19 protein-coding genes are annotated in these 22,053 nt (G+C 49.5%); 9 read left to right on the forward strand and 10 right to left on the reverse strand.

Annotation, left to right across the window (positions count from 1 at the left end):
- Positions 1-45 precede the first annotated feature (45 nt).
- Positions 46-843, forward strand: a complete 798-nt coding sequence (locus ABID13_RS25970) for a recombinase family protein (RefSeq protein ID WP_354021314.1) — start codon at positions 46-48, stop codon at positions 841-843.
- Here the strand turns inward: ABID13_RS25970 and ABID13_RS25975 are convergent.
- From ABID13_RS25975 to ABID13_RS25985, 3 genes are all read right to left on the reverse strand, one after another.
- Complete coding sequence (locus ABID13_RS25975) at positions 801-1,607, reverse strand: ABC transporter permease (RefSeq protein WP_007860169.1); 807 nt, start codon at positions 1,605-1,607, stop codon at positions 801-803. The two genes, ABID13_RS25970 and ABID13_RS25975, sit on opposite strands and share 43 nt — an antisense overlap.
- Complete coding sequence (locus ABID13_RS25980; RefSeq protein WP_045093735.1) at positions 1,597-2,367, reverse strand: ABC transporter ATP-binding protein; 771 nt, start codon at positions 2,365-2,367, stop codon at positions 1,597-1,599. Before ABID13_RS25980 ends, ABID13_RS25975 begins: the two co-directional genes overlap by 11 nt.
- A gap of 192 nt (positions 2,368-2,559) precedes the next feature.
- A complete protein-coding gene (locus ABID13_RS25985; protein WP_048931180.1) occupies positions 2,560-4,050 on the reverse strand; it encodes a polysaccharide deacetylase family protein in 1,491 nt (496 codons plus the stop codon).
- Between the two features lie 153 nt (positions 4,051-4,203).
- Between ABID13_RS25985 and ABID13_RS25990 the strand changes: the two genes are divergently transcribed.
- A complete protein-coding gene (locus tag ABID13_RS25990; protein ID WP_045093747.1) occupies positions 4,204-4,644 on the forward strand; it encodes an HIT family protein in 441 nt (146 codons plus the stop codon).
- Between the two features lie 150 nt (positions 4,645-4,794).
- Here ABID13_RS25990 and ABID13_RS25995 read toward each other — a convergent pair whose 3' ends face one another.
- Both ABID13_RS25995 and ABID13_RS26000 read right to left on the reverse strand, forming a co-directional pair.
- Positions 4,795-6,192 carry an alanine/glycine:cation symporter family protein gene (locus tag ABID13_RS25995; protein WP_048931179.1) on the reverse strand — a complete coding sequence of 466 codons (1,398 nt, stop codon included), beginning with the start codon at positions 6,190-6,192 and terminating at the stop codon, positions 4,795-4,797.
- A gap of 56 nt (positions 6,193-6,248) precedes the next feature.
- Positions 6,249-7,424, reverse strand: a complete 1,176-nt coding sequence (locus tag ABID13_RS26000; protein ID WP_048931178.1) for a YgeY family selenium metabolism-linked hydrolase — start codon at positions 7,422-7,424, stop codon at positions 6,249-6,251.
- Between the two features lie 326 nt (positions 7,425-7,750).
- Between ABID13_RS26000 and ABID13_RS26005 the strand changes: the two genes are divergently transcribed.
- Positions 7,751-8,431, forward strand: a complete 681-nt coding sequence (locus ABID13_RS26005; RefSeq protein ID WP_048931177.1) for a GntR family transcriptional regulator — start codon at positions 7,751-7,753, stop codon at positions 8,429-8,431.
- A 246-nt stretch (positions 8,432-8,677) separates the two neighbouring features.
- Positions 8,678-10,018, forward strand: a complete 1,341-nt coding sequence (locus ABID13_RS26010) for a D-alanyl-D-alanine carboxypeptidase family protein (protein WP_007860161.1) — start codon at positions 8,678-8,680, stop codon at positions 10,016-10,018.
- Positions 10,019-10,202: 184 nt separating this feature from the next.
- Here ABID13_RS26010 and ABID13_RS26015 read toward each other — a convergent pair whose 3' ends face one another.
- Positions 10,203-11,240: an NADH:flavin oxidoreductase gene (locus ABID13_RS26015; protein ID WP_330376825.1), complete on the reverse strand. Its 1,038-nt coding sequence runs from the start codon at positions 11,238-11,240 to the stop codon at positions 10,203-10,205.
- 162 nt (positions 11,241-11,402) lie between these two features.
- Between ABID13_RS26015 and ABID13_RS26020 the strand changes: the two genes are divergently transcribed.
- Entirely contained in the window at positions 11,403-12,392 is a 990-nt protein-coding gene (locus ABID13_RS26020; RefSeq protein WP_048931175.1) for a Gfo/Idh/MocA family protein, read from the forward strand.
- 120 nt (positions 12,393-12,512) lie between these two features.
- Positions 12,513-13,523: a DUF4349 domain-containing protein gene (locus tag ABID13_RS26025; protein ID WP_048931174.1), complete on the forward strand. Its 1,011-nt coding sequence runs from the start codon at positions 12,513-12,515 to the stop codon at positions 13,521-13,523.
- Between the two features lie 172 nt (positions 13,524-13,695).
- Here the strand turns inward: ABID13_RS26025 and ABID13_RS26030 are convergent, their stop codons facing one another.
- Both ABID13_RS26030 and ABID13_RS26035 read right to left on the reverse strand, forming a co-directional pair.
- Positions 13,696-15,045, reverse strand: a complete 1,350-nt coding sequence (locus ABID13_RS26030) for a sodium-dependent transporter (protein WP_007860154.1) — start codon at positions 15,043-15,045, stop codon at positions 13,696-13,698.
- A 151-nt stretch (positions 15,046-15,196) separates the two neighbouring features.
- Positions 15,197-16,588, reverse strand: coding sequence for a tryptophanase (locus tag ABID13_RS26035; protein WP_007860152.1), 1,392 nt, complete (start codon positions 16,586-16,588; stop codon positions 15,197-15,199).
- A 396-nt stretch (positions 16,589-16,984) separates the two neighbouring features.
- On the opposite strand from ABID13_RS26035, the gene ABID13_RS26040 reads away from it, so the two are divergent.
- Positions 16,985-17,731 carry a helix-turn-helix transcriptional regulator gene (locus ABID13_RS26040; RefSeq protein WP_045093729.1) on the forward strand — a complete coding sequence of 249 codons (747 nt, stop codon included), beginning with the start codon at positions 16,985-16,987 and terminating at the stop codon, positions 17,729-17,731.
- 74 nt (positions 17,732-17,805) lie between these two features.
- Here the strand turns inward: ABID13_RS26040 and ABID13_RS26045 are convergent, their stop codons facing one another.
- Both ABID13_RS26045 and ABID13_RS26050 read right to left on the reverse strand, forming a co-directional pair.
- On the reverse strand, positions 17,806-18,957 hold the full coding sequence (locus ABID13_RS26045; protein ID WP_048931173.1) for an immunoglobulin-like domain-containing protein: 1,152 nt from the start codon (positions 18,955-18,957) through the stop codon (positions 17,806-17,808).
- A gap of 13 nt (positions 18,958-18,970) precedes the next feature.
- Positions 18,971-19,924: a LysR family transcriptional regulator gene (locus ABID13_RS26050; RefSeq protein WP_048931172.1), complete on the reverse strand. Its 954-nt coding sequence runs from the start codon at positions 19,922-19,924 to the stop codon at positions 18,971-18,973.
- A gap of 106 nt (positions 19,925-20,030) precedes the next feature.
- On the opposite strand from ABID13_RS26050, the gene ABID13_RS26055 reads away from it, so the two are divergent.
- On the forward strand, positions 20,031-21,164 hold the full coding sequence (locus ABID13_RS26055; protein ID WP_048931171.1) for an alkaline phosphatase family protein: 1,134 nt from the start codon (positions 20,031-20,033) through the stop codon (positions 21,162-21,164).
- Complete coding sequence (locus ABID13_RS26060; protein ID WP_007860144.1) at positions 21,161-22,021, forward strand: phosphate ABC transporter substrate-binding protein; 861 nt, start codon at positions 21,161-21,163, stop codon at positions 22,019-22,021. The genes ABID13_RS26055 and ABID13_RS26060 overlap by 4 nt, the downstream gene beginning before the upstream one ends.
- The last annotated feature ends 32 nt before the right edge of the window (positions 22,022-22,053 follow it).

The raw sequence follows: 22,053 nt of genomic DNA on the forward strand, positions 1-22,053 counted from the left end.
TCAGTTTTTAGTACAATACCCTGCTTGTCCGTCGCTCGAAAAACCTTGATTTTCCAGTGTTTTCAAAAGTATCGTTATCTAACGTCAGCTTTTGAACGGCCTGGAATCTGCAAGGTCCTGGAGTTAGTGAGAAGCGGTAAAGCGGCCTGTATCATAGTGAAGGACCTTTCCAGATTTGGAAGGGAATATATTGAGGTCGGGTATTACTTGGAACATATTTTTCCCGCTCTGGGGGTACGGTTTATTGCCATCAATGATCAGTTTGACTCTGATGATTTCCAAAATGAGGTTCCGGGAATTGAAATTGCGGTTAAAAACATCATGAATAGCTATATGAGCCAGGAGCAGTCTTATAAGATAAAAAAATCCATCTATCAGCAGAGAAAAACAGGCGAACATGTCGGAGCGGGCACCCCATATGGATATAAAAAAATCCGCGGATATGGAAATCAATTATTGGTCGACCACGAAGCTGCGTTTATTGTTCAAAGGATATTCCGTATGGCGCTGGAGGGGTATGGAAGGTCTGAGATTGCCAGAATCTTAAACACAGAGGGTGTTCCCACACCGGGAGACTATAAACAGTGTAAAAAATATCATAGGGATCCCCCTGTAAAGGAAAGGGACTGGAGCAATGCCGCAGTTTCCCATATCCTAAAAAACGAAGCTTATATTGGGACAGCGGTTTCCGGGCAGCATTACAGGCCGGAGATGGGAAAAAGATATGTAAAGGCAGCGCCGAGACAGCAATGGGAAATCATAGAAAACGCGCATCCGGCGATCATTGGCAGGGGTGATTTTCAAAAGGTACAGGAGGGGTTTAAAAAAACAGACCATACTTGATGCAGCTTATTGATATTGAGGCCAGGATCCGTTTGGTGGGCCAAAAGGATTTTCGCACCTATCCTGACACCATCACCAATGATCACCCCCACCAGACACAGGCCGATATTTACCTTCATATTGCTGATAACCAGGGGCAGGGAACCGGGCAGCAGCACTTTTAAAAGCACATCCTTGCGTTTGCCGCCCAGGGAATAGATCAGTGTGATCTTTTCCGTATCCATCTGGGAGAATCCCGTATAAAGTGTGAGGATCGAACCGAACACAGCCACGGAAACCGCTGCCACCACAATGGTCCTCATATTATTTCCCAGCCACACAATGAGAAGGGGGGCCAGGGCGGATTTCGGAAGGCTGTTTAGCAGTACCAGGAACGGTTCCAGAATCTGGGCCACGCTTTTGCTGGACCACAGAAGCAGGGCGCAGGCCAAGCCAAAAAAAGTGCAGACCGCAAAACTGATCAGTGTCTCAAGCAAAGTCACCCCTGTGTGAAGAAAAAGGCTTCCGTCCTTTGTCATGTTGAACAGGCATTTGGCGATCATGGTGGGGGAACTGAAGATAAAACTATCGATCCAGTGCATGTCAGCTGCCAGCTCCCAAAGCGCCAGAAGCAGGACTAAAAGCATGAGCCGGCAGATGGTGACCTGGCGGTGGCGGCGTATTTCACGGTCCACAAAAGCCTGCTGGGCCACGGACATTTCACAGGCTCCGCAGTCGCGGCAGCCGTGTTCCTGGATGGTGTAAGAGGGGCTATTATGATTCATATGTTTTCAGCTCCTTCCATACGGTATTAAAATAATTGGAAAACTCAGGGCAGTTGCGCCTGTCAAGGGAACGGATGCATCCATCGGGAAATTCAATGGACAATACGGTCTTGACCCGGCCCGGCCGGGGGGATAATACAATAATACGGTCGGCCACGCTGATGGCCTCAGACAGATCGTGGGTCACCAGAATGGCCGTTTTATGAGTCTTACGTATGATTGAACTGATATCGTCACACACAGACAGCCTGGTCTGATAGTCCAGTGCTGAAAACGGTTCATCCAGCAGCAGGATATCAGGCTTCAGTGCCAGGGTCCGGATTAATGCAGCCCGCTGGCGCATTCCTCCGGACAATTCCGAGGGCTTTGCATATTCAAAACCCGCCAGCCCGTAGGCAGCCATCATTTCCAGCAGTTCAAGCCTGGCAGGTTCGTCCAACCGTTTTTGTATTTCAAGGCCCAGGGAAATGTTGGAGAAAATGTTGCGCCATTCAAACAAATGGTCTTTCTGCAGCATATAGCCAATGGCAGAATGGGATTCGGACAGGGGGACGCCGTCCATTTTGATGGTTCCTTTTTCAGGCTGGGTCAGGCCGCTTAACATGGACAAAAGCGTGGATTTGCCACAGCCGGAGGGACCTACAATCGCAATAAATTCCCCGACAGATACGTCAAATGATATATTGGAAAGGGCCAGCGTCTCACCATCTAATGAGTGGTAGGAGTAGCTGACCCCGCTTACTTCCAGTTTGGGAATCATGAAGAAGCTCCTTTCAAATAGAAATCAATTCCTTGATTTATTATATGTAGACAAAGGGAAACCGTTCATGGGGGGAGGGGATATTGGGCATCTAAAATAGAAGATGAGGCGTCCTGGACAATTACAATAGAAGAAAGAAAAAGCCCTTATTTCCAATCACCTGGGAATAAGGGCAAAAACACACTTCTATGGTCATTGATAACTCCAGCTCACAGGAGTGGGTCTGGCGGGGTCGAATATCTCTGCAGCGTCAAACAGGTCCGTAAGCCGCTTTTTGGCCGGGTCGGTCTGTACCAGATCCTCGTAGAGACGGTAACCGTCCAGGTTTCTTCTGGCCATACGGAAATAACTGGTGCCCATCTGCATCCAGTAAGGGGTGCTGGCATCCACATTGCAGAAATAGCGGAAGCCCTTGGACTCCAGGTATTTAAAACGTGGATTGTCATCCTTGTAGGGACGCCAGTCCGCAATATCATTTCCATAAGGATAAAGAAGGATATCGGTGGGACCGATCAGGGACTCCACTTCTGCTTCCCACTTGTCCGTGTCTGTTTTAAACCTCTCTTCTGAAATGGCAAATCCATCTTCCGGATTCTTAGCAACACCCAGCTGCAGATGCCCCCAGCTGTGGGATGCCAGCTCCCAGCCATTGTCCCTCAGACACTGGGCGACCTTGGCAGCCTGTTCCCTGTCCGCCTCATAGGTGGGACTGTCCGCGTAGGAGGAAGCAGTCCTGTAACCAAGTATCCCTTCATAGCCGGTAAATGCAATAATGGCCCGTGCGCCTTTGTAGGAGAAGTCAGGATGTTCCTGAACAAAATCCTCCAAAAGCGGCACCAGATCAAAGGAACCTGTCTGTACCGTGCCGTCATCCATGGTCATCTGGCAGGTTGGCTTGCCATCCTCTCCAATGACGATCTTGTTTGCAAAGCCATCCCCATCCATATATGGATAATAACACACGTCATCCTGGGACATGACAAATGGCTTTTTGCCCTCGGGAAGCATGATGTTTCCCTTTACAAAACGCATGTTGCCGTTCTCGTCCGCTTCCTGGTATGCGATGTCGTGGATCCGCACCAGCACATAGCCGCGGGCGTACATGGACTCCAGGATCTTTATAAATTCGTCCTTGGTGGTCATGACAGAGTTATAGCCGGCACTGTCCTTGTCCCCGTCAAATGCCTTAGCAGTATCCATGATCAGGGTATGGAAAAATACATGTGTGATGCTGTTCATATCAGCCGGCACAAGAGCTGCCTTATCCTGTTCATACCGTGCAAGAGCCTCCTGGATCCTGACCTCATTCAGATCCAGGCCGCTGTCATTGATCAGCTGAATGGCTTTGTCATAATCATATCCCATGGCGATCCTGTCAGCCAGGGCGATCATTCTGGAAATATCATCCTGGATCACTTCAGTGGGATCTTCGGCGGAGGATGGAGGGGGGGCCTGGTTGTCCTGGGAGGAGCCGGTGTGGCCGGCAGATGCCGCTGCCTGGACAGAACTGTCCGGGCCCGAGGGCTGCTTACCTATAACAAACCGATAGAGGGCGAAAACCCCGCCCCCTACCAGCAGTGTAATTGCTAATAATACGATCAATGTGGGAAAATGCCGTGACACTCTGACCATCTGGTGCCTGCGTCTTCGTGCCTGACGGCGTCTGAAATCTGCTTTACTCATAAAACATCTCCTATAAAAAATACTTGTCTATCATTATAGCATATAAATCACAAAGTTGGTACATAGAAAGAAAAAACAAATATTGGAATTGAAATTATGGGACATAAGTGGTATGTTAAAAACAGCAAGATCAAAGGAAAAGGAGAGATGAATATGGAAGAAATGGTAAAGGATCCCAATTGCGCATATTGTATGCAGGGAGAACTGGTTGCTAAATTTGGTTATCCCGTATGTGAGATGAACACAGGAATTTTGTATGTCTTTAAGGAGCAGAGCAAGAAAGGGAGGGTGATACTGGCTCACAAGAAGCATGTAAGCGAGCTCATTGACCTGACTGACCAGGAGCGGAATGACTACTTTGCGGAGATTGCCCAGGTGTCAAGGGCTGTCCATAAGGTGTTTAACCCGGACAAGGTGAATTACGGCGCTTACGGCGATACGGGCCATCACCTGCATTTCCACATCGTGCCCAAATACCAGGGCGGAGAAGAGTGGGGCGGCACCTTTGAGATGAACAGCCAAAGGACCATGCTTTCGGACGGGGAGTATGAGGAGATGGCAGAGGCTTTAAGAAAGGCACTGAAGGAAGTTTAAAACGCCCTGCAAAAAGTACCTTTATGACACATGGTATAACATGGTTTTATGAAAATGCGGCAGCACCGGCTGATACACCATATCTCCGGAAGCTGCCGCATTTTATATGAAAAGATTATATTAACTGAGGGTCCCCTTCCCACGGGGATATCAATCCAATTTGTCTGTCAAGGGCCTTGTTTTTAAAATATATTTTTCATTGTAGTCATTGTATATCTTCATAAAGGTTCCGGACAGGAATAAGAGAGCGATGGCATTGGGGATACACCAGAAGCCGGACACGATATCCACCACGGTCCACACCAGTTCCGGTGTCTTGCCAAGGGAGATGAACCCGGGAACCAGCCATATCAGACGGATCAGCAGTTTGGCGGCATTGGAACCGGATGCCTTTGGGAAAATGTAGAAAAAGGCGGATTCGTAGTTGATCTCCCACCCGACCATGGTGGAAAATGCGAACAGGCAAAGGCACACGGACACAATGACCGGTCCGATGGATCCGTAGGTGGTGGAGAATGCGGACTGGGTCAGGGCCACGTCCTTTAAACCGCTTTGCCAGATCTTGGGACCGCTGCACATAATTGCCAGGGCTGTCATGGTACAGACCACCAGGGTGTCAATGAAAACTTCAAAGGAGCCGTACATGCCTTCCTTAAACGGATGTGGTGAGATGGCGGTCGCATGGGTGATGGGGGAGGTACCGCAGCCGGCTTCATTGGAAAAGGTGCCCCGCGCAGCCCCCTGTTTGATGGTCATGGCAACCGTGCTGCCTGCAAGTCCTCCGGTGGCGGAGAGAGGGGTGAAGGCATGGGTGAAAATGGTGGCAAGGGCCTGGGGGATCTGGGGAAGATGGGTGAGGATAATGCCCACAACCGAAATAATATAGATCAGACACATAACAGGTGTTATCTTCTCGCAAAATTTCCCGATTCCGGAAACACCGCCTATGAGTACCATGCCGCAGATCAAAGCCGCTGCCACAATAACGACCCAGGTAGGTATCCGGAAGGCGTTATTCATTGCATTGGACATTGCAAAAGGCTGTACAAATGCAGCGGTTCCCAGGCCGCCCACGATAATGGTGATGGCAAAAAAGACAGCAAGCGGTTTCCATTTGCGTCCCATTCCGCGTTCAATGTAATACATGGGGCCTCCATAGTATACACCGTCCTCCCCTTTGATGCGGTAATACTGCGCCAGAGTAACTTCCACGCATTTTGTCAGCATACCGAACAGGGAAATGATCCACATCCAGAATACGGCGCCCGGCCCGCCCACAAAGATGGCGGTGGCAACGCCTGAGATATTGCCGGTTCCCACACAGCCTGCAAGGGCGGATGAGACAGCTTGAAGGGGAGTGAGGGTTCCATCCCCCTTGACAGTGCTCTTTTTGAACATTTCCCCTGCCGTACTCTTCATAATATGTTTAAAATGACGAAATTGGAAAAAACGTGTCTTAACTGCGTATAAAAGTCCAACAGCAAAGAGCAGGATCAATACAGGCGCTCCCCAAAGAAAGGCATCAAGCTTCATTAAAAAGTTTTCCATACCTATACCTCTTTTCTTAGTAAGAATACAATTGTTCTATGATAAATGGCAACACGTTATTTTGTCAGCTGTGAAAGAATGCCGTAAAATCCCCTGCAGGCCTTTTTCAGCTGTTCTACCTCTATGTACTCATCCCTGACATGGGCCAGGCTTTCCAGTGACGGCCCAAATCCGATACAGGGGATGCCGGCTTCGCCGCAGAAATGGCTGCCGTTGGTACAGAATGAAAAGTGTGAAATGGGAGCATCGATCCCTGCTTCTTTAAGCCCTGCCAGGGCTTTTTGTACCAGCTCGTCTTTTTCATCGATCAGCCATGCAGGAAAATACCTCTTTGCCTCAATGGTTTCCCCGGTCCAGCATTGTTCCTTTCCTTCAGCCAGGAATACCCTTGCCTTTAAATCAGGAACCTTTTTCCTGGCTTTTTCAATGGCCTCCTCTACCTGGCCAAGAATGAGTGCCTCATCTTCGCCCACCAGGGTGCGCCGGTCAAAGGTGGCCCGGCAGATGGAGGGAACCACGGATGCGCCTGGATAAGGGGAGGAGATGATATCGGTCAGCTCCAGAATACCTTTGCCGAGGATCGGGTGTTCATTCACCTGGATATACCGGATGGCTTCAATGACAGCCATCATATGATACACTGCGTTTACGCCCTTTTCCGGATTGGAGGAGTGGCAGCTTTTTCCCTCTGTTTCAACCACCACCTCGGCACGTCCTCTCTGTCCGATCTTGACCGTGGTAGTGGTGGCTTCGCCGATAATGACAAAATCCGGCTTTGCATTTCGGCTGATCTCACGGGAGGATACCCCTTCAAAACATTCCTCGTGTACGGTGCAGGACACGCAGATGGTTCCTGCAAAATCCTTTCCCGTATCCTCCGCGTACTGTGCGGCTGCCGTGATCATGGCACAGACGCTTCCTTTCATATCAGAAGTACCGCGTCCATAAATCTTTCCATCCTCAATCTCAGCGGCAAAGGGATCATGGGTCCATTGGTCACGGTCAATCACATCCACCGTATCAATATGACCGTCCATCAGAATAGTCCTGCCGGGACGGCTGCCGTGGATCATGCCCAGGACGCTTCCATACTTATCAATGTTCACTTCATCAAAACCATAACTAGTCATGGTGTGTTTCATGAGTTCAGCCACCTGTTTTTCCTGGCCGGACATACTGGGGATACGGACTGCCTCCTGGCACAGGGATATTAACCGTTCTTCTTTGTTCATAGCGCATAGCCCTCACTTTCAGTGATTGTTTTTATGAAAATGCAATATTTTGTGTGCAATATATTGCATATCGAATATAGCACAGATGGGAACAAAAAGTAAAGATAAAATCATGGTAATATGTAAAAACCGTCATAACTCATAGAATTATAGCTGAAAATATGGTCATAATACACAATAAATTACAGCTGTTTATAGGAGAAAAATAATACATAGAAATGATCGATATTTTCTTGACAGTCTTGAAAGGGAATAGTGTATGTGATATATTATATATAACGTACACATCTATGAAAAACAAAAGGAACCGATAAGGAGGAACTACCTTGCCCATACCTAAAAAGGACAGCGCCCTTCAGCGCAAATCTGCAAAGGATCTGGTATACGAAACCTTGTGTGACTGGATCATCCGCGGCGAGATGATGCCCGGTGAGAAGCTGCTGGACACGGAGCTGGCAGCCTATTTTAACGTGAGCCGGACTCCGGTGCGCGAAGCGCTTCAGATGCTGGAGACCCAAAAGCTGATCAAGGTGACTCCGGGCCGCGCCACTACGGTGGCCGGCGTGGATAAGAATGATATTGAAAAATGCTACCGCCCCCTGGCGGAAATACAGGGCCTGGCCGCACGCCTGGCTGCTCCCAGACTGACAGAGGCACAGCTGGCGCGCATGGAGGAAGTACAGATGGGTTTTGAGGAGGCGTGCAGGGCGGATCAGGCGGAAAAGGCCATTCACTGTGACAACAAATTCCACGAAGTGATCCTGCGGGCAGTGGATAACGAATACATCATGGAATTTTCCCACATGCTCCTCCTCCATGTACAGCGGATCAAGTACCACTATTTTCGCAGGGATATGCTGAGAAAAACCTCGGTGGAGCACCACAGGGACATCCTGAAAGCCCTGTATGACCGGGATGCGGATCTGGCAGCGGAGCTGATGCGCAGCCATTGGCTGTATGTTATGGAGCGGTGCCTGAGGGAGGTGGAAGTGGAAGGGGTGCAGTAGAACCGGAACGGAGAAAAGGATAGGGTAAAACAGATAGGGTAAAAACAGACGCGGTAAAACAATGAGAGGAACCTTTACATGCCATAGGGGATGGAGGGGTTCTTTTTTTGGAAAAATCCAATAGAGTAAGAAAATGCCGGATAAATGTAAAAATGCAGAAAGAGTAAGAAAATGCCCAAAGAAGGGGAATATGCTGTTTGTCCGCCCCCATACAATTAGTAGCAGATGAGTTTATCGGAGGAAGATATGAAACGGATTGCAGCCATATTGTTATCAATTACAGTCCTGCTGGTCCATCCTGCGGCCACAGCACTGGGGCAGGAGCCCAATATCGCCATACCGGCAGGAGCAGTCGTTGCTGGCAGTGGATTGGATACAGGTCAGAGCGAAGGAAAGGCAGAGGGGCAGGAGACAGGACTGCAGATTGGGGATACCATGGCTGTGGAAGCTCCTGCCGGGGATTCACAGCAGACTTCCCCGGACACCCAGGCGGCGGTCCAGATCGCGGCGCCCTCGGCCGTGCTGATGGAGGCATCCACAGGACAGGTGATCTATGAAAAGGGGGCTGATGAAAAGCGGAGCCCGGCCAGTGTGACCAAGGTCATGACCCTGATTCTTATTTTTGACGCGCTCCAGTCGGGAAAGATCCAGCTGACGGACGAGGTGGTCACCAGCGCTCATGCCAAATCCATGGGCGGCTCCCAGGTCTTTCTGGAGGAGGGAGAGGTGCAGACCGTAGAGACACTGATAAAATGTATTGTGATTGCCTCGGGAAATGACGCCTCCGTGGCCATGGCGGAATACATAGCAGGCACAGAGGAGGAATTTGTCCGGATGATGAATGAGAGGGCGGCCGGCCTGGGAATGACCAATACCCACTTTGTGGACTGCTGCGGCCTTACGGAGTCCCCGGAACATCTGACAACAGCCAGGGACATTGCCATTATGAGCCGGGAATTAATTAACAAATATCCCCAGATACATAACTACTCCACCATCTGGATGGAGAACATAACCCATGTGACAAAGCAGGGGACCAAGGAATTTGGTCTTTCCAACACCAATAAACTGCTAAAGATGGCCACCAATTTCAAGGTGACCGGATTGAAAACCGGCTCCACCTCCATTGCAAAATACTGTCTGTCGGCAACGGCTGAAAAGGACGGAGTCCGGCTGATCGCCGCCATTATGGCAGCTCCTGACTTTAAGGCCAGGTTTGGCGATGCGCAGACACTGCTAAACTACGGCTATGCCAACTGTAAGCTGTACGAAGATAAGGAACACCTTCCCCTTCCGCAGATGCCTGTTACAGGAGGTGTGGAGGATGAGGTTGCCCTTACCTATGAAGGGACATTTTCCTATCTCAGCCTGAAGGGCGAGGACCTGGGAGCGATTGAGAAAAACCTGGTACTGGAGGAATCCATCCCCGCGCCCGTGGAGCCGGGGCAGAAGGCCGGTGTGCTGGAATACACCCTGGGCGGCAAAAAGCTGGGCGAGGTCAATGTACTTACCAACGGAAGTATCAGGGAAGCCGGATATATGGATTACCTGAAACGGCTTGTGGGGGCGTGGAAACTGAACCGGTAGGGAACTGAAATCTGAACCGGCAGGGGACTGAAATTTAAACCGGCAGAGACTGAAACCTGAACCGGCAGGGCGTGGGGGACCTGCGTCCCCTGCCCTTGCAAATAGGATCCCTCCGCTTTGATCCATAGGGATATGCGGAGGGATAAATTGCATGATCAGTATGTTGGCGGCGGTGCAGAGCGGTTTACGGCTTCATAGCTCTCTTAGCCCATTCGCTGTCTTTTAAGATTGCTCTCCCCACGCCTATAAGGTCTGCCTTTTTCTGCTCTAAAAGCATTTCGGCCGTTTCTGCGTCAGTAATACCGCCCGTTAGAATGACCGGAATGGAAACAGTATCTTTGATTGCCTTTGACAGTTCATCAAAATATCCTTGCTTATGAGATGTTGGGTTAATGTAGCCACATAAACCGCCGGATATATCTATAAGATCAATTCCTGCCTTGACAAATTCTTGTGCCGCGAGTACGCTGTCCTCTATTGTGCTTCCACCTGTCATGTAGTCGCAAGCCCCTAATCGCAGTGCAACCGGGTAATCTTTTCCAACTGCTTCGCGAATGGCTTGTATGATTTCTAAATGTAGTCTTATCCGTCCGCGGATTGTATCCCCAGTGTATTCGTCTATTCGTTTGTTCGTCAATGGAGAATAAAATTGGTTAAGCAAATAGCCATGAGCAGAATGTATTTCTACTCCGTCAAAACCAGCTGCCTTTGTCCTTAATGCTGCTTTTGTAAAATCATTTACCACTTTTTTAATATCCGTTGGATTCATTTCTTTTGGCAAGGGTGTGGTCAGGTTTCCTTCCGGGACCGTTAAGCTGCCTTTGGATATTCTGACAGCACTGGCACTAAGTTGCCCTAATCCTGTTATATCAGGTGTTGCTGCTCCGCCTGCATGGTTAATTTGTGCCATGATTTTCGTACCATTCTTATGCACCAATGATACAAGCTTCTTTAATCCACCAATATCATTATCCTCTGAAATAGATAACTGTCCTTTGCTGGCTTTCCCCTCCGGACTGACATAGGTGTGTTCCGCAATAATTAGACCGATATATCCGCCGGCAGATTTTTCAGTATAATAATCAAACGTCTTTGATGTGGCTTTGCCATTTTCATCAGCTTTGGAGATCGCCATAGGCGGCATAACAAGACGGTTTTTCAATTCCATAGTTTGAATTTTTATACTTGTATTCAGGAAACGCATATTTGTCACCTCATTCATTGATCTGGACTTCCAATAGTATAACATGATATACTCAATAAAGAAAGAACGCACATTTAAGATAGATACTATCAAAAAGGAAAGTATTGAATTGGAGATCCCCAATGACTGGACGTTATAATTAAACACCGCTGTATGCAGTACGGGAAGGAGAGAACATCCATGGTTCGTTTTGGTATAATCGGAACAGGAAAAATCAGCCACACATTCATGAGAGCGGCCCTGAAGGCGCCCGGCTTCCGGCTGGAGGCAGTCTATTCAAGGTCCGTGGAAAAAGGCAGGGAGTTTGCACGGCCTTACGGAGCGGACAAGATCTATACATCCCTGGAGGAACTGGGCAATGACAGCAATGTGGACGCGGTCTACATAGCAAGCCCCAACAGTTTCCACTGCAGCCAGTCCATATGTATGCTGAATCATGGCAAGCATGTGCTGTGTGAAAAGCCCATAGCCTCCACTGCCGGGGAGTTGGAATCCATGACAGAAGCGGCCGGAGTAAATGGTAAGATCCTTTTGGAAGCCATGCGCCCGGTTTTTGACCCCGGCTTTGCAAAGATAAAAGAACTGCTGCCAAAGGTGGGACGGATACGGAGGGCTATTTTCCAGTATTGCCAGTATTCATCCAGGTATGATGCCTTCAAAAAGGGGATCATTGAAAATGCCTTTAACCCTGCATTATCTAACGCAGCCCTCATGGATATCGGCGTATACTGTATCCACCCCATGGTATTGCTGTTTGGAAAACCGGACCGCGTCACTGCCTCCAGCATTTTCCTGCACAATCATATGGAAGGAACAGGAACCGTGCTAATGGATTACGGCACCATGGTGGGCGAGGCCAGGTATTCCAAGATAACCTATTCCTCACAGCCCAGCGAGATCCAGGGCGAGGATGGGACCATGCTCATATGGCAGATCCAGGATACAAGGAAAATCCGGATCGTATACAGGGACGGCAGTCAGGAGACATATGAAATTGCCAAAGAGGATAATAACATGTATTATGAGATCCTGCGGTTCATGGACCTGATTGAAACGGGAAGAGAGGGACATCCGGTGGATGATTTGGTCCGCGGCCATCTAAAGGGCTCTCTTCTGGAAATGGAAGTGATGGACCAGGTCAGAAGCATGACAGGGATCCGCTTTATGTAACGAAAACAGTAGATTTTCTTAATCCTTTTTTACTTCTATTGAAAAGTCGGCATTCTCATGATATCGTATAATTATCAGACGGGAACGTGAAAATTCTGATTTTTCTGGGAGGAGAGTATTATGAAAAGAAAGAGGATGTACGGCGCAGGAGCTGTTCTTCTGGCAGTTCTGCTGGGACTGGCTGCCTGCGGAGGCAGTGCAAAAAGCAGTTCCGCCACCATGGCGGCGGCCACCTATGATGCGGCGGCTGAAACAGCGGTGTATGAGGAAGGGATGGAGAGGATAAACCTGTCTGCGGATAAGGGAAGCGGGATGGACCCGGCATCAGCAAGTCTGACGGACCAGACGCCTGTTTCCCAGGCGTTTCCCTCCGGCCGTAAACTGATCCGCAATGTTACCATGACGGTGGAGACAGACGAGTTCGACCAGCTTCTGGGCATACTGACGGCCCAGGTAGGAGACCTGGGCGGGTATGTGGAGCAGTCGGATATATCGGGGAACAGTCTGAACGATCAGAATGTACCCATTCCCCGCTATGCGTCACTCACCGTCCGCCTTCCTATAGGCAAGCTGGATGGTTTTGTTTCAGCGGTGGAGCAGAACGGCAATGTGACCAACAGATCCGAGTCCGCACAGGACGTCACCCTGCAGTACAGCGACCTGGAGAGCAGGAAGAAGTCGCTGACCGTGGAGCAGGACCGCATCTGGGCCCTTCTTGAAAAGGCAGATACTCTGGAATCGGTCATTGCCCTGGAGAAACGTTTGTCCGAGATCCGTTATCAGCTGGAATCCATGGAATCACAGCTCAGGCTGTATGACAATCAGGTGGATTACAGCACGGTCTGCCTTTCCATCAATGAGATCAAAGGAGCGGCTTCCTTTACCCCCACTGAACCGGAGGGGCTGGGACAGAGGATTCAAAAAGGTTTTTCAAAGAATCTGAATTCCGTATCCCAGGGGCTGACTAATTTCCTGATCTGGCTGATCGCATCCAGCCCCTTCTGGATCCCACTGGCAGTGATCGCGGTGATCGTACTGCTGGTTGTCCGGAGAAATAAAAAAAGGACAATAAGGCAGCATCTGCCCCACTCTGTGAACGGAGCGGAGAAGACCGGTAAACCGGAAGAGTAAATACAAATGATGGGGAGGCCGGATTCTCCCCCTAAGCGCAAAAGGCCATTGTATTTCCACATACGCCAGGTGGAAAACAATGGCCTTTTGTCATGCCGTTATATATTCCTGTTTACTCCGGCATTTAAGACTTCTCTGCGCGGCAGGGGATCAGGCCCCGGCGCGGGCTGTGTCAGCCAATGCCGCCGTTGACGATTCCCAGAATAAACACTGCCATGGTCAGGATACAGAATCCATATTTATAAAGGGGATAGTACCAGCCTCCGATCCGCTGCTTTCTTCCAAGGGATACCGCGTCCTCCACGGCCTGCTTTCCCCAGATCCAGGCAAACATGATCCCGGCCAGACCGGCGCCCAGAGGGCAGATATAGATGGATACGAAGTCCATCCAGCCGGAAACAATACCCTGGATGCACAGCGCCACCACAACCCCAATAATACCGATGACGGTAACTGCTTTGGCACGGCTGAAGTGCAGGTTATCCTGAAGGGTGGCGATGGGAGCCTCAAACAGGTTCACCAGGGAGGTAAGGCCTGCAAACAGCACAGCCACAAAGAATACCACCATTACAATGTGTCCGCTTGGCATGGCTGCGAACAGGTTGGGCAAATAGATGAACATCAGGCCGGGGCCCCCGCCAAAGGCAGTGGAGCCGGCTGCTGCCATGGCAGGCACAATGACCAGTGCGGCCAGGAATGCGGCCAGAGTATCAAACAGGGCCACTTTCCATGCGGAGCTGACAATATCCTCATCATCGGACAGGTATGAGCCGTAAATAACCGTTCCGTTGCCGGCCAGGGACAGGGAGAAAAATGACTGGCCCAGGGCGTAGACCCACATCATGGGATCCTTCAGCTTTTCAGGATTAATGGAGAACATGTATTTGTAACCATCAGAAGCTCCGGGCTGGAAATAAACATAGACGGCTAGGCCTATAAACAGCAGGAAAAACAAAGGGATCATGATCTTATTGGCTTTTTCAATGCCGCTGGCAACACCCAGTACCATGATGGCAAAGGTGACTGCCAGTGCAATGATCAGCCAGAAGTTATTGCCAAAGGGAGAGGCAGTGGCGCCGAATGCCTGTTCATAACCTGAGATATCAGACACATCCGCACCATAGGAAAGGGCTTTACCGGTAAATGCATTGAACACATATTTAAAAATCCAGCCCACCACTACGGAGTAGCCGATAGCCAGCATCAGCGCCCCCGCCATGGGAATACCTCCTATCAGGGCGCCTGTATTCCCTTTTCCCCGTGATGCGCAGGCCTGTCTGAAGGCGCCCACAGGGCCTTCCTTTGCCTTGCGTCCAAAGCTCATTTCACCGATCACGCCGGAAAACCCGATGAGAATGTCAAAGATAAGATATGCTGCCAGAAACGCGCCGCCGTAATTTGCAACCCGGCTGGGAAACAGCCAGATATTTCCCATCCCCACTGCCGAACCAATACATGCAAGAATAAAACCCCATTTCGATCCCCATGATTCCCTGTTGCTGCCATTGGATGTTTTTCCCATATATTTCTTCTCCTTTTCGATACAAAATGAAGACAAAAAGGGCCCCCACAGTAATCTTTAAGCTACTATAGGATGCCCTATCTTATTGCTGCCAAGCACATCACATGATTTCAAATTACATTTGAAACGTCATGCGGTCTGCCCCTTACCTTCAATCCTCAATGGGTTCCAGGGAAGCCTGGAAATGACGAAGGATCGGTGGCTCCCATGTAATCCTGTAACCATGTTTGATCTCATGGGCCCGCTCTTTAATTGCAATCAATGCGTCTGCCATTATATCAATATGAGCCTGGGTGTAGACCCGGCGCGGAATGGCCAGACGTGTGAATTCAAAGTCGGCATGAAGCTGTTCATTTGTATCCGGGTCATTGCCCAGCATGTAAGATCCAATATCGCAGGTGCGGATGCCTGCCTCCTTATAAAGCTCAATGGCCAATACCTGGCCGGGGAATTCATAATAAGGAATCTGGGGGAACATGGCTGCTGCGTCCACAAACACGCCATGGCCTCCAACCGGAGCCTGATAAGCGATACCGGCATCATCCAGCCTGGATGCAAGATATTCCATCTGTCCGATCCTGTAACGGAGATAATTTTCATCAATGCCCTCGTATAACCCGATCGCCAGGGCTTCCAGGTCGCGTCCGTTGAGTCCTCCGTATGTATAGAATCCTTCAAAGGAAATACAGTTTGCTTTTATTTTCAGGATTAAGGGTGACTCTCCATCCTTGACTCCGATCATACCGCCCATGTTGACAATGGTATCCTTTTTTGCGGACATGGTGAACATGTCGGCCAGGGAGAACATTTCCTTAATGATCTTTTTGATCGGCCAGTCCTTGCATTCCTCCTCATCACGTTTAACAAAGTATGCGTTTTCAGCGTAGCGCGCCGCGTCAATGTCCAGGGGAATGTTGTATTTCTTACAGATTGCGGAAACGTCCCTCATGTTCTGCAGGGAAACAGGCTGCCCGCCGGCGGAATTGTTGGTAATTGTCATGACCACCAGGCCTACGTTCTCAGCTCCCTTTTCAAGGATGATCTGTTCCAGCTTTTCCACATCCATGTTGCCCTTAAACTTGCAGCGGTGGGACGGGTCCTTTGCTTCCGGGATCACGCAGTCAATGGGACGCGCGCCGGCCAGGATCACATGGGCACGGGTGGTGTCGAAAAACATGTTGGAAATCGCAATTTTACCTTCGGAGAGGAAGGTGGGGAACAGAACCTTTTCAGCAGCGCGTCCCTGATGTACGGGCTGGACATATCCATATCCGAAAATGTCCTTGGCGGCGTCAACCAGTTTGTAGTAGGAGGAAGCGCCGGCATAGGCCTCATCGCCCTTCATGATTCCCGCCCATTGGTCCTCGCTCATGGCATTGGTGCCGGAGTCAGTGAGAAGATCAATGTAGCAGTCCTCTCCTCTTAAGCCAAACATGTTGTATTTGGCCTGGGCGATCGCCTGCTCGCGCTCCTGGCGTGTGAGCATTTTCAGTGGTTCAACCACCTTGATACGGAATGGTTCTGGAACATACTTGATAGCCATAATAATACCTCCATAAAATGATTTTGGTTTGGATGCGGGCCTTTGCCGCTTCCAAATACCCCGGTCATCGTTGCCGACTGGCGGACAGTATTATGTAATAGGTTCAAGCTGAGAAGAAAGGATACTAGATGTGATAATGTTTTCTCAACTTACGAGAATATATTATTATATTTTGAGAATAATGTCAAGCTGATTTGTTGTAAATGATAAAAAAATAATTTTTAGGGCATAAAAATATACATAGTGCATAAAATGGAGAAAATAGTAATAAAAAATTATCATAAATAAGATGAAAATGATAAAATATTATTGCGACATATACTCAAACACCCTCTAGCTATTAAAAGTGTATTTTGATACAATAGCACTATATGAGTATAAAGAAAGAAGCAGGTCATGAATACAGAAAATCATTCAATTCTTCAGCATTATATAAAGTTAACGGAATTTCTTGGCCGTACCCTTGGTCCGGATTATGAGATTGTGCTCCACAGTCTGGAGGACAAGGAACGGTCCATTATTGCAATCTCCAACAACCATGTCAGCGGACAGGAGCTGGGGGCTCCGCTGTCCGGTGAGATCCTGCAGATCATTGCGGATAAGAGCTATCACAATTATTCCTATCGTACCCATTATATGGGGGTATCCGCCCTTGGAAAGAAGCTGCGTTCCTCCACGCTGTTTATTGAGAATACGTCAGACGAGTTGATCGGGCTGCTGACCATTAATTTTGACGACAGCAAATATACGGACCTGGCAAAGCAGCTTTTGGGGCTGTGTCACCCGGATACATTTGTGGAAACCAATTTCCGCTATGACGAGACTTACAAGGAGATACCGGCCGGTCAGGGAAAGTCTCAGTCCGGAGAACCGGGAACCGGGAATCCATCAGTCCAGCCGCTGTCTGGAGAGACAGTGCCTGTTTCCGGCGGAGAAACAGTGAACGAGGCCTTGTCACGTATTTTCAGGGAAATGGACCTGAATGGCAAGAGCCTGTCCCAGTCCCAGCGTCTGGCAGTGATGGAACGGCTGGAAAGGGACGGCGTATTCCTTCTAAAGGGAGCGGTAAAGGATGCAGCTCTGGCCCTGGGAATTTCCCAGGCCAGCGTATACCGATACCTTTCTAAAATCCGCCGGGAATGATTTGTTTTACCATAGTATAATTATAGTACAGGCAGGGATCAAACATTCCAAAAAGTATGGTCAGATGGTTGATGTCACTGGATTTTATGATCCACGGACAGTTCATTGAGTACAAGACGGTAGTTTCCCGGAGGCAGCTGCCCGTACATGGCAACATGATTGACCATGCCCAGGGATTCCCCGTCCGGTACATAAAAACCCATGCAGTTGAATCCCCAGTTACCTGGTATGGCGGGAACTTCATACCAGGTGCCATCCACTGATACCTGAAGTTCATAAAACTCCCCGCAGCCCCATTCCTGGCCGCTTTTGTTGGAGATAGTAACCTCCGCCACATCCTGGTTCCAGGAATCCAGGGTCATGGTAACTCCCCCAGGCGAGTTTAAAGGCGCTGCCGGGACCAGGAAACGCGTGTTCCATCCGCCGTTTTCCTGGGTAAACAGGCGGGCGCAGGGAAAGGAGGTAAAAGAGGGCAGTTCTCCTGCATCCTCCCAGTTCCCATTTTCAGATAGCTGTTCAAAGTCAAAATCCAACTGGTAAACGCTTCCGTCTTGGGCGATCCACCTGCCGTTTGTCCAGGCGGCAAAGATACTGAACCCATCCTTTCGGCCGATTTCAATCCCGTAAACAGGCAGAGCGGCATTGTCTGCGGACCAGCTTTTTACCCTGGTGGCTTTTACTGAGTTCAGGGATTCCAGGATCTTTTGTTCCTCTGCGCTGTCAAACAGATAGGCGATGCGAACCTTTTTGCCGTCATAGGTGTACAGAGTCATTGCGCTGGTTTCCGGGGAGGCCTGTTCCATAAGATGATTGGATGAAGTGGAGGAATTGGGCGGGGCGGATGAATTGTATGGGGCGGATGAATTGTATGGGGCGGATGAATCTGCAGTACTTGCACTGTTTGCGGCGTTATGGGTAGTGCTGTCCGAGGACGGCTGGCCATTGAGTATCGGGATGGCCGACAGGTCATGACGTGATTGGCCGGTCGGTGACTGGCCGGGCAGCGACTGATTGGTCAGTGTCTGGTCAATGTGGTTTTTTATTTGAAAGGATCCTGCTGCTGACTCTGCCCCGGATCCGGCGGTGTCGTCTTGGGTGGATTCTACCACCTTTTCAGCAGTTTTTCTGTCCGCTGCGGACATCTCTTCCCCCTGCGTGATCCCGCATCCGGATATCAGGATCGTGATCACCACGGCGGTTGCTGCCGATACTCTTTTTTTATTCATGATAGACTCCTTTTTATTCGTATTTTTTCTGATGATCAGGTGTTTCAGGCAAAGAAGCCTGCAGCGCGTTCAGAATCAGGTTGTCCATTCCTTTCATTCCCAGACCGGTACAGGTGTCCACAAACTGTTGAAAGCAGGTGTCGCGGATCTTGTCTTTATGGAATACCAGGTCAAACTGGCGGTTCAGCCGGAGATTTCTGACCTGTATCATACCCATCTGATGACTGCTGATATCCGGTTGTACCAGGTAGGAGGAAATGGCTGCAATTCCGGCATTGTGCAGGACAGCCTGTTTCACTGTTTCAATGCTGTTGCAGACCCATCCAATGTTCAGGGACAGGCTGTTGCTGGAAAATGCATGCTCCAGCAGCATTTCAGTTCCGCTTCCTTTTTCACGTCCAATAAATACTTCCTGTTCCAATTCTCTTAACTCCACTGTCTTACCCGCCAGGGGATGATTTTTCGGACAGATAATAGCCAGCTGATCCTCCAGGATCGGTATATGCTCCAGATACGGGGAACGCTTTGTTCTCTGGACAATAGCCAGATCCAGCTTGGCGGACAATAACTTTTTTTCCAGGGCCTTGCTGTTGGTGATCTCCACCAGGATCCTGGTATCCGGATAGAGGGATCGGCAGTGCTCTAAAAGGGGATGGATCAGGCAATTGCCTATGGTGGTGCATACTCCTATGCTTAAGGTGTTGCAAAAGGAGGCATCCTTCATGCGGGTGTCCAGCTGTTCGATGTTCTTAAGGATCTGGGCAGACAGATAGAGCATCTGCTTTCCCGCATTGGTGAGAAAAAGGGAATGGTTCAGGCGCTCAAAGAGACGGATGCCGTATTCATTTTCCAGGGAGTGGATTGCCTGGCTGACGGATGACTGTGAGATCATCATGTTCTGCGCTGTCTTGCTCATATTCATATGTTTACAGACTTCCACAAATATTTCCAGATTCCGTATGGTCATGTTCAACTCCTGATATTAGTATTTACTTATAATATTATCATTATATTCATATTTTTCAATAGTAAAAATGCGTGATAGAATGAGGGCATACGAAAGGAGAATGGAAATGGATCGATGTTTAATCGTAGTAATTGACGGATGCGCACCGGATTATCTGACACCGGAGACAGCGCCTAATATTTACAGACTGGCCAGGGCTCATGGATTTGTAAAAGAGGTCCAAAGTGCGGTACCCACGGTAACCAATGTAAACCACGCCTGTATTTTATCAGGAAAATTCCCGGAGGACACAAAAATAGTAGGGAATTATTATTACGACCCGGATACCGGGGAAGAAGGATTTATAGAAGAAAGAGGGTTCATGAAAGCGCCCACCATTTTGAACGCTTATGGGAAAATGGGAAAAAAGACCGCATTCCTCACTGTTAAGGGTAAGGTTCTGGGCGTATACGGTGAGGGTGCTGACATCGGAATCAGTGTCCAGGCACCGGATAAATTGCTCCTTAACCGTCTGGGGCTGGACATGCCGCCTGAGGTAAGCGACCTGTCCAGCACACGGTGGATCATGGAAGCAGCCCTGGCCTGTATTGAGAAGGAACATCCCGATTTCGTCTACTGCACCACCAATGACTATGGATTCCATCATTACGGACCGGAGACATCGGAGGCAAGGCTGCAGATGCGGTGGATTGACGAGTATATTGGCAGGATCCATGAAGCGGACCCTGGAAGGCGGATCTACATAACCGCGGACCATGGGATGAATCAGAAGAAAAGGCTTTTGAATGTTAAGCACATTGCGGACAACAAGGGGATCCCTCTGTATTGCCTGGCGCCCTTAAAGGACCGGTATGTGGAAAACCATATTTATCAGGAAGGCGGTATTCTCTATCTGTTTTTGGAAAACGAAAAGGATGGAGAGAGGCTGTGTGCACTGGCAGAGGAGATTCCGGAGATTGAGAAGATCCTTGGCAGGGAGGAAGCGGCGGCTCTTTATCATCTGCCTGAAGACAGGATTGGGGATTATGTGATATTTGCTTCTGAAGGATGCGCCTTTGGGGAAGTGGAGGGGGAATATCTGGTTACAGATCAGGTGAGGACCCATGGTTCACTGTATGAGCGGCAGATCCCCCTGGCAGCGATCCATCCTCTGAAAGGGGAAGGGGATTATCAGTACAGTAAGGATATTGTTGCACATATGATGAGGGATTTTGAAAACGCAGGATGGAGACTGGGATGAGAGGAATGATGAGAAAAGGCGGAGTTGTAAACAGAACTGCATTGGGGGCAGCAGCTCTTTTGGCCGGTGTGGTGATAATGATCGCAGGATGCAATAAGAAAACGGAAGAGCTGACCGGAAATATCCAGCTGGCGGGAAGTACTTCCATGGAGGAAATGTGTGTTGCCATTGGGGAAACATTCATGGAGGAGGAGCCGGGAATCGCGGTATCCGCTGAGTACATTGGCTCGACAGCAGGTATGGAAGCATTGTTGGAGGGGACTGTGGACATTGGTACATCTTCCAGGAACCTGACCCAGGAGGAGCTGGAAAAGGGAGCGGTGGAAAACATTGTGGCCAGAGATGGAATAGCGGTTATCCTGAACAAGGAGGTGACCGGGATCGAGAATCTCACATCAGATGAACTAAGGGATATTTTCTGTGGAAGAACAGCTAATTGGAATGAACTGGGAGGTCCGAACATGCCTGTAGTGGTAACCGGACATGAGGCAGGTTCCGGTACAAGGGATCCTTTTGAGGAAATACTGGGAATTGTGGATCAGTGCCGGTACGCCAATGAACTGAGCGGATCCGGAGCTGTTCTGATCAAGACTGCCGCTACCCAGGGAGCGGTGGGATATATTTCCATGGCACTGCTGGACGATACGGTACAGGCAGTGTCGGTGGAGGGGGTCCAGCCAACCAGGGAGAACGTGCAGAATGGAAGCTATTCCCTGAACAAGACAATGGTAATGGCGACCATGGGAGCCATAGAGAAACAGAATCCCCTGGTCCAAAGGTATTTTGAGTTCGTGTATTCGGATCAGGGGCAATCGCTGATCGATGGGGCGAATTTGACGCCGGTTCCGGGGGAATAGAGAGAATCAGGAAAGCCTGCCGCATGCTGAAA

It is taken from the genome of Enterocloster citroniae, assembly GCF_040545455.1.
GTDB lineage: Bacteria > Bacillota > Clostridia > Lachnospirales > Lachnospiraceae > Enterocloster > Enterocloster citroniae.

Coding starts and splice junctions, on each gene's coding strand:
- ABID13_RS25975 (WP_007860169.1), bottom strand. CDS start 1,607: ATGAATCATAATAGCCCCTCTTACACCATCCAGGAACACGGCTGCCGC.
- ABID13_RS25980 (WP_045093735.1), bottom strand. CDS start 2,367: ATGATTCCCAAACTGGAAGTAAGCGGGGTCAGCTACTCCTACCACTCA.
- ABID13_RS25985 (WP_048931180.1), bottom strand. CDS start 4,050: ATGAGTAAAGCAGATTTCAGACGCCGTCAGGCACGAAGACGCAGGCAC.
- ABID13_RS25990 (WP_045093747.1), top strand. CDS start 4,204: ATGGAAGAAATGGTAAAGGATCCCAATTGCGCATATTGTATGCAGGGA.
- ABID13_RS25995 (WP_048931179.1), bottom strand. CDS start 6,192: ATGGAAAACTTTTTAATGAAGCTTGATGCCTTTCTTTGGGGAGCGCCT.
- ABID13_RS26000 (WP_048931178.1), bottom strand. CDS start 7,424: ATGAACAAAGAAGAACGGTTAATATCCCTGTGCCAGGAGGCAGTCCGT.
- ABID13_RS26010 (WP_007860161.1), top strand. CDS start 8,678: ATGAAACGGATTGCAGCCATATTGTTATCAATTACAGTCCTGCTGGTC.
- ABID13_RS26015 (WP_330376825.1), bottom strand. CDS start 11,240: ATGAATGAGGTGACAAATATGCGTTTCCTGAATACAAGTATAAAAATT.
- ABID13_RS26020 (WP_048931175.1), top strand. CDS start 11,403: ATGGTTCGTTTTGGTATAATCGGAACAGGAAAAATCAGCCACACATTC.
- ABID13_RS26025 (WP_048931174.1), top strand. CDS start 12,513: ATGAAAAGAAAGAGGATGTACGGCGCAGGAGCTGTTCTTCTGGCAGTT.
- ABID13_RS26030 (WP_007860154.1), bottom strand. CDS start 15,045: ATGGGAAAAACATCCAATGGCAGCAACAGGGAATCATGGGGATCGAAA.
- ABID13_RS26035 (WP_007860152.1), bottom strand. CDS start 16,588: ATGGCTATCAAGTATGTTCCAGAACCATTCCGTATCAAGGTGGTTGAA.
- ABID13_RS26040 (WP_045093729.1), top strand. CDS start 16,985: ATGAATACAGAAAATCATTCAATTCTTCAGCATTATATAAAGTTAACG.
- ABID13_RS26045 (WP_048931173.1), bottom strand. CDS start 18,957: ATGAATAAAAAAAGAGTATCGGCAGCAACCGCCGTGGTGATCACGATC.
- ABID13_RS26050 (WP_048931172.1), bottom strand. CDS start 19,924: ATGACCATACGGAATCTGGAAATATTTGTGGAAGTCTGTAAACATATG.
- ABID13_RS26055 (WP_048931171.1), top strand. CDS start 20,031: ATGGATCGATGTTTAATCGTAGTAATTGACGGATGCGCACCGGATTAT.
- ABID13_RS26060 (WP_007860144.1), top strand. CDS start 21,161: ATGAGAGGAATGATGAGAAAAGGCGGAGTTGTAAACAGAACTGCATTG.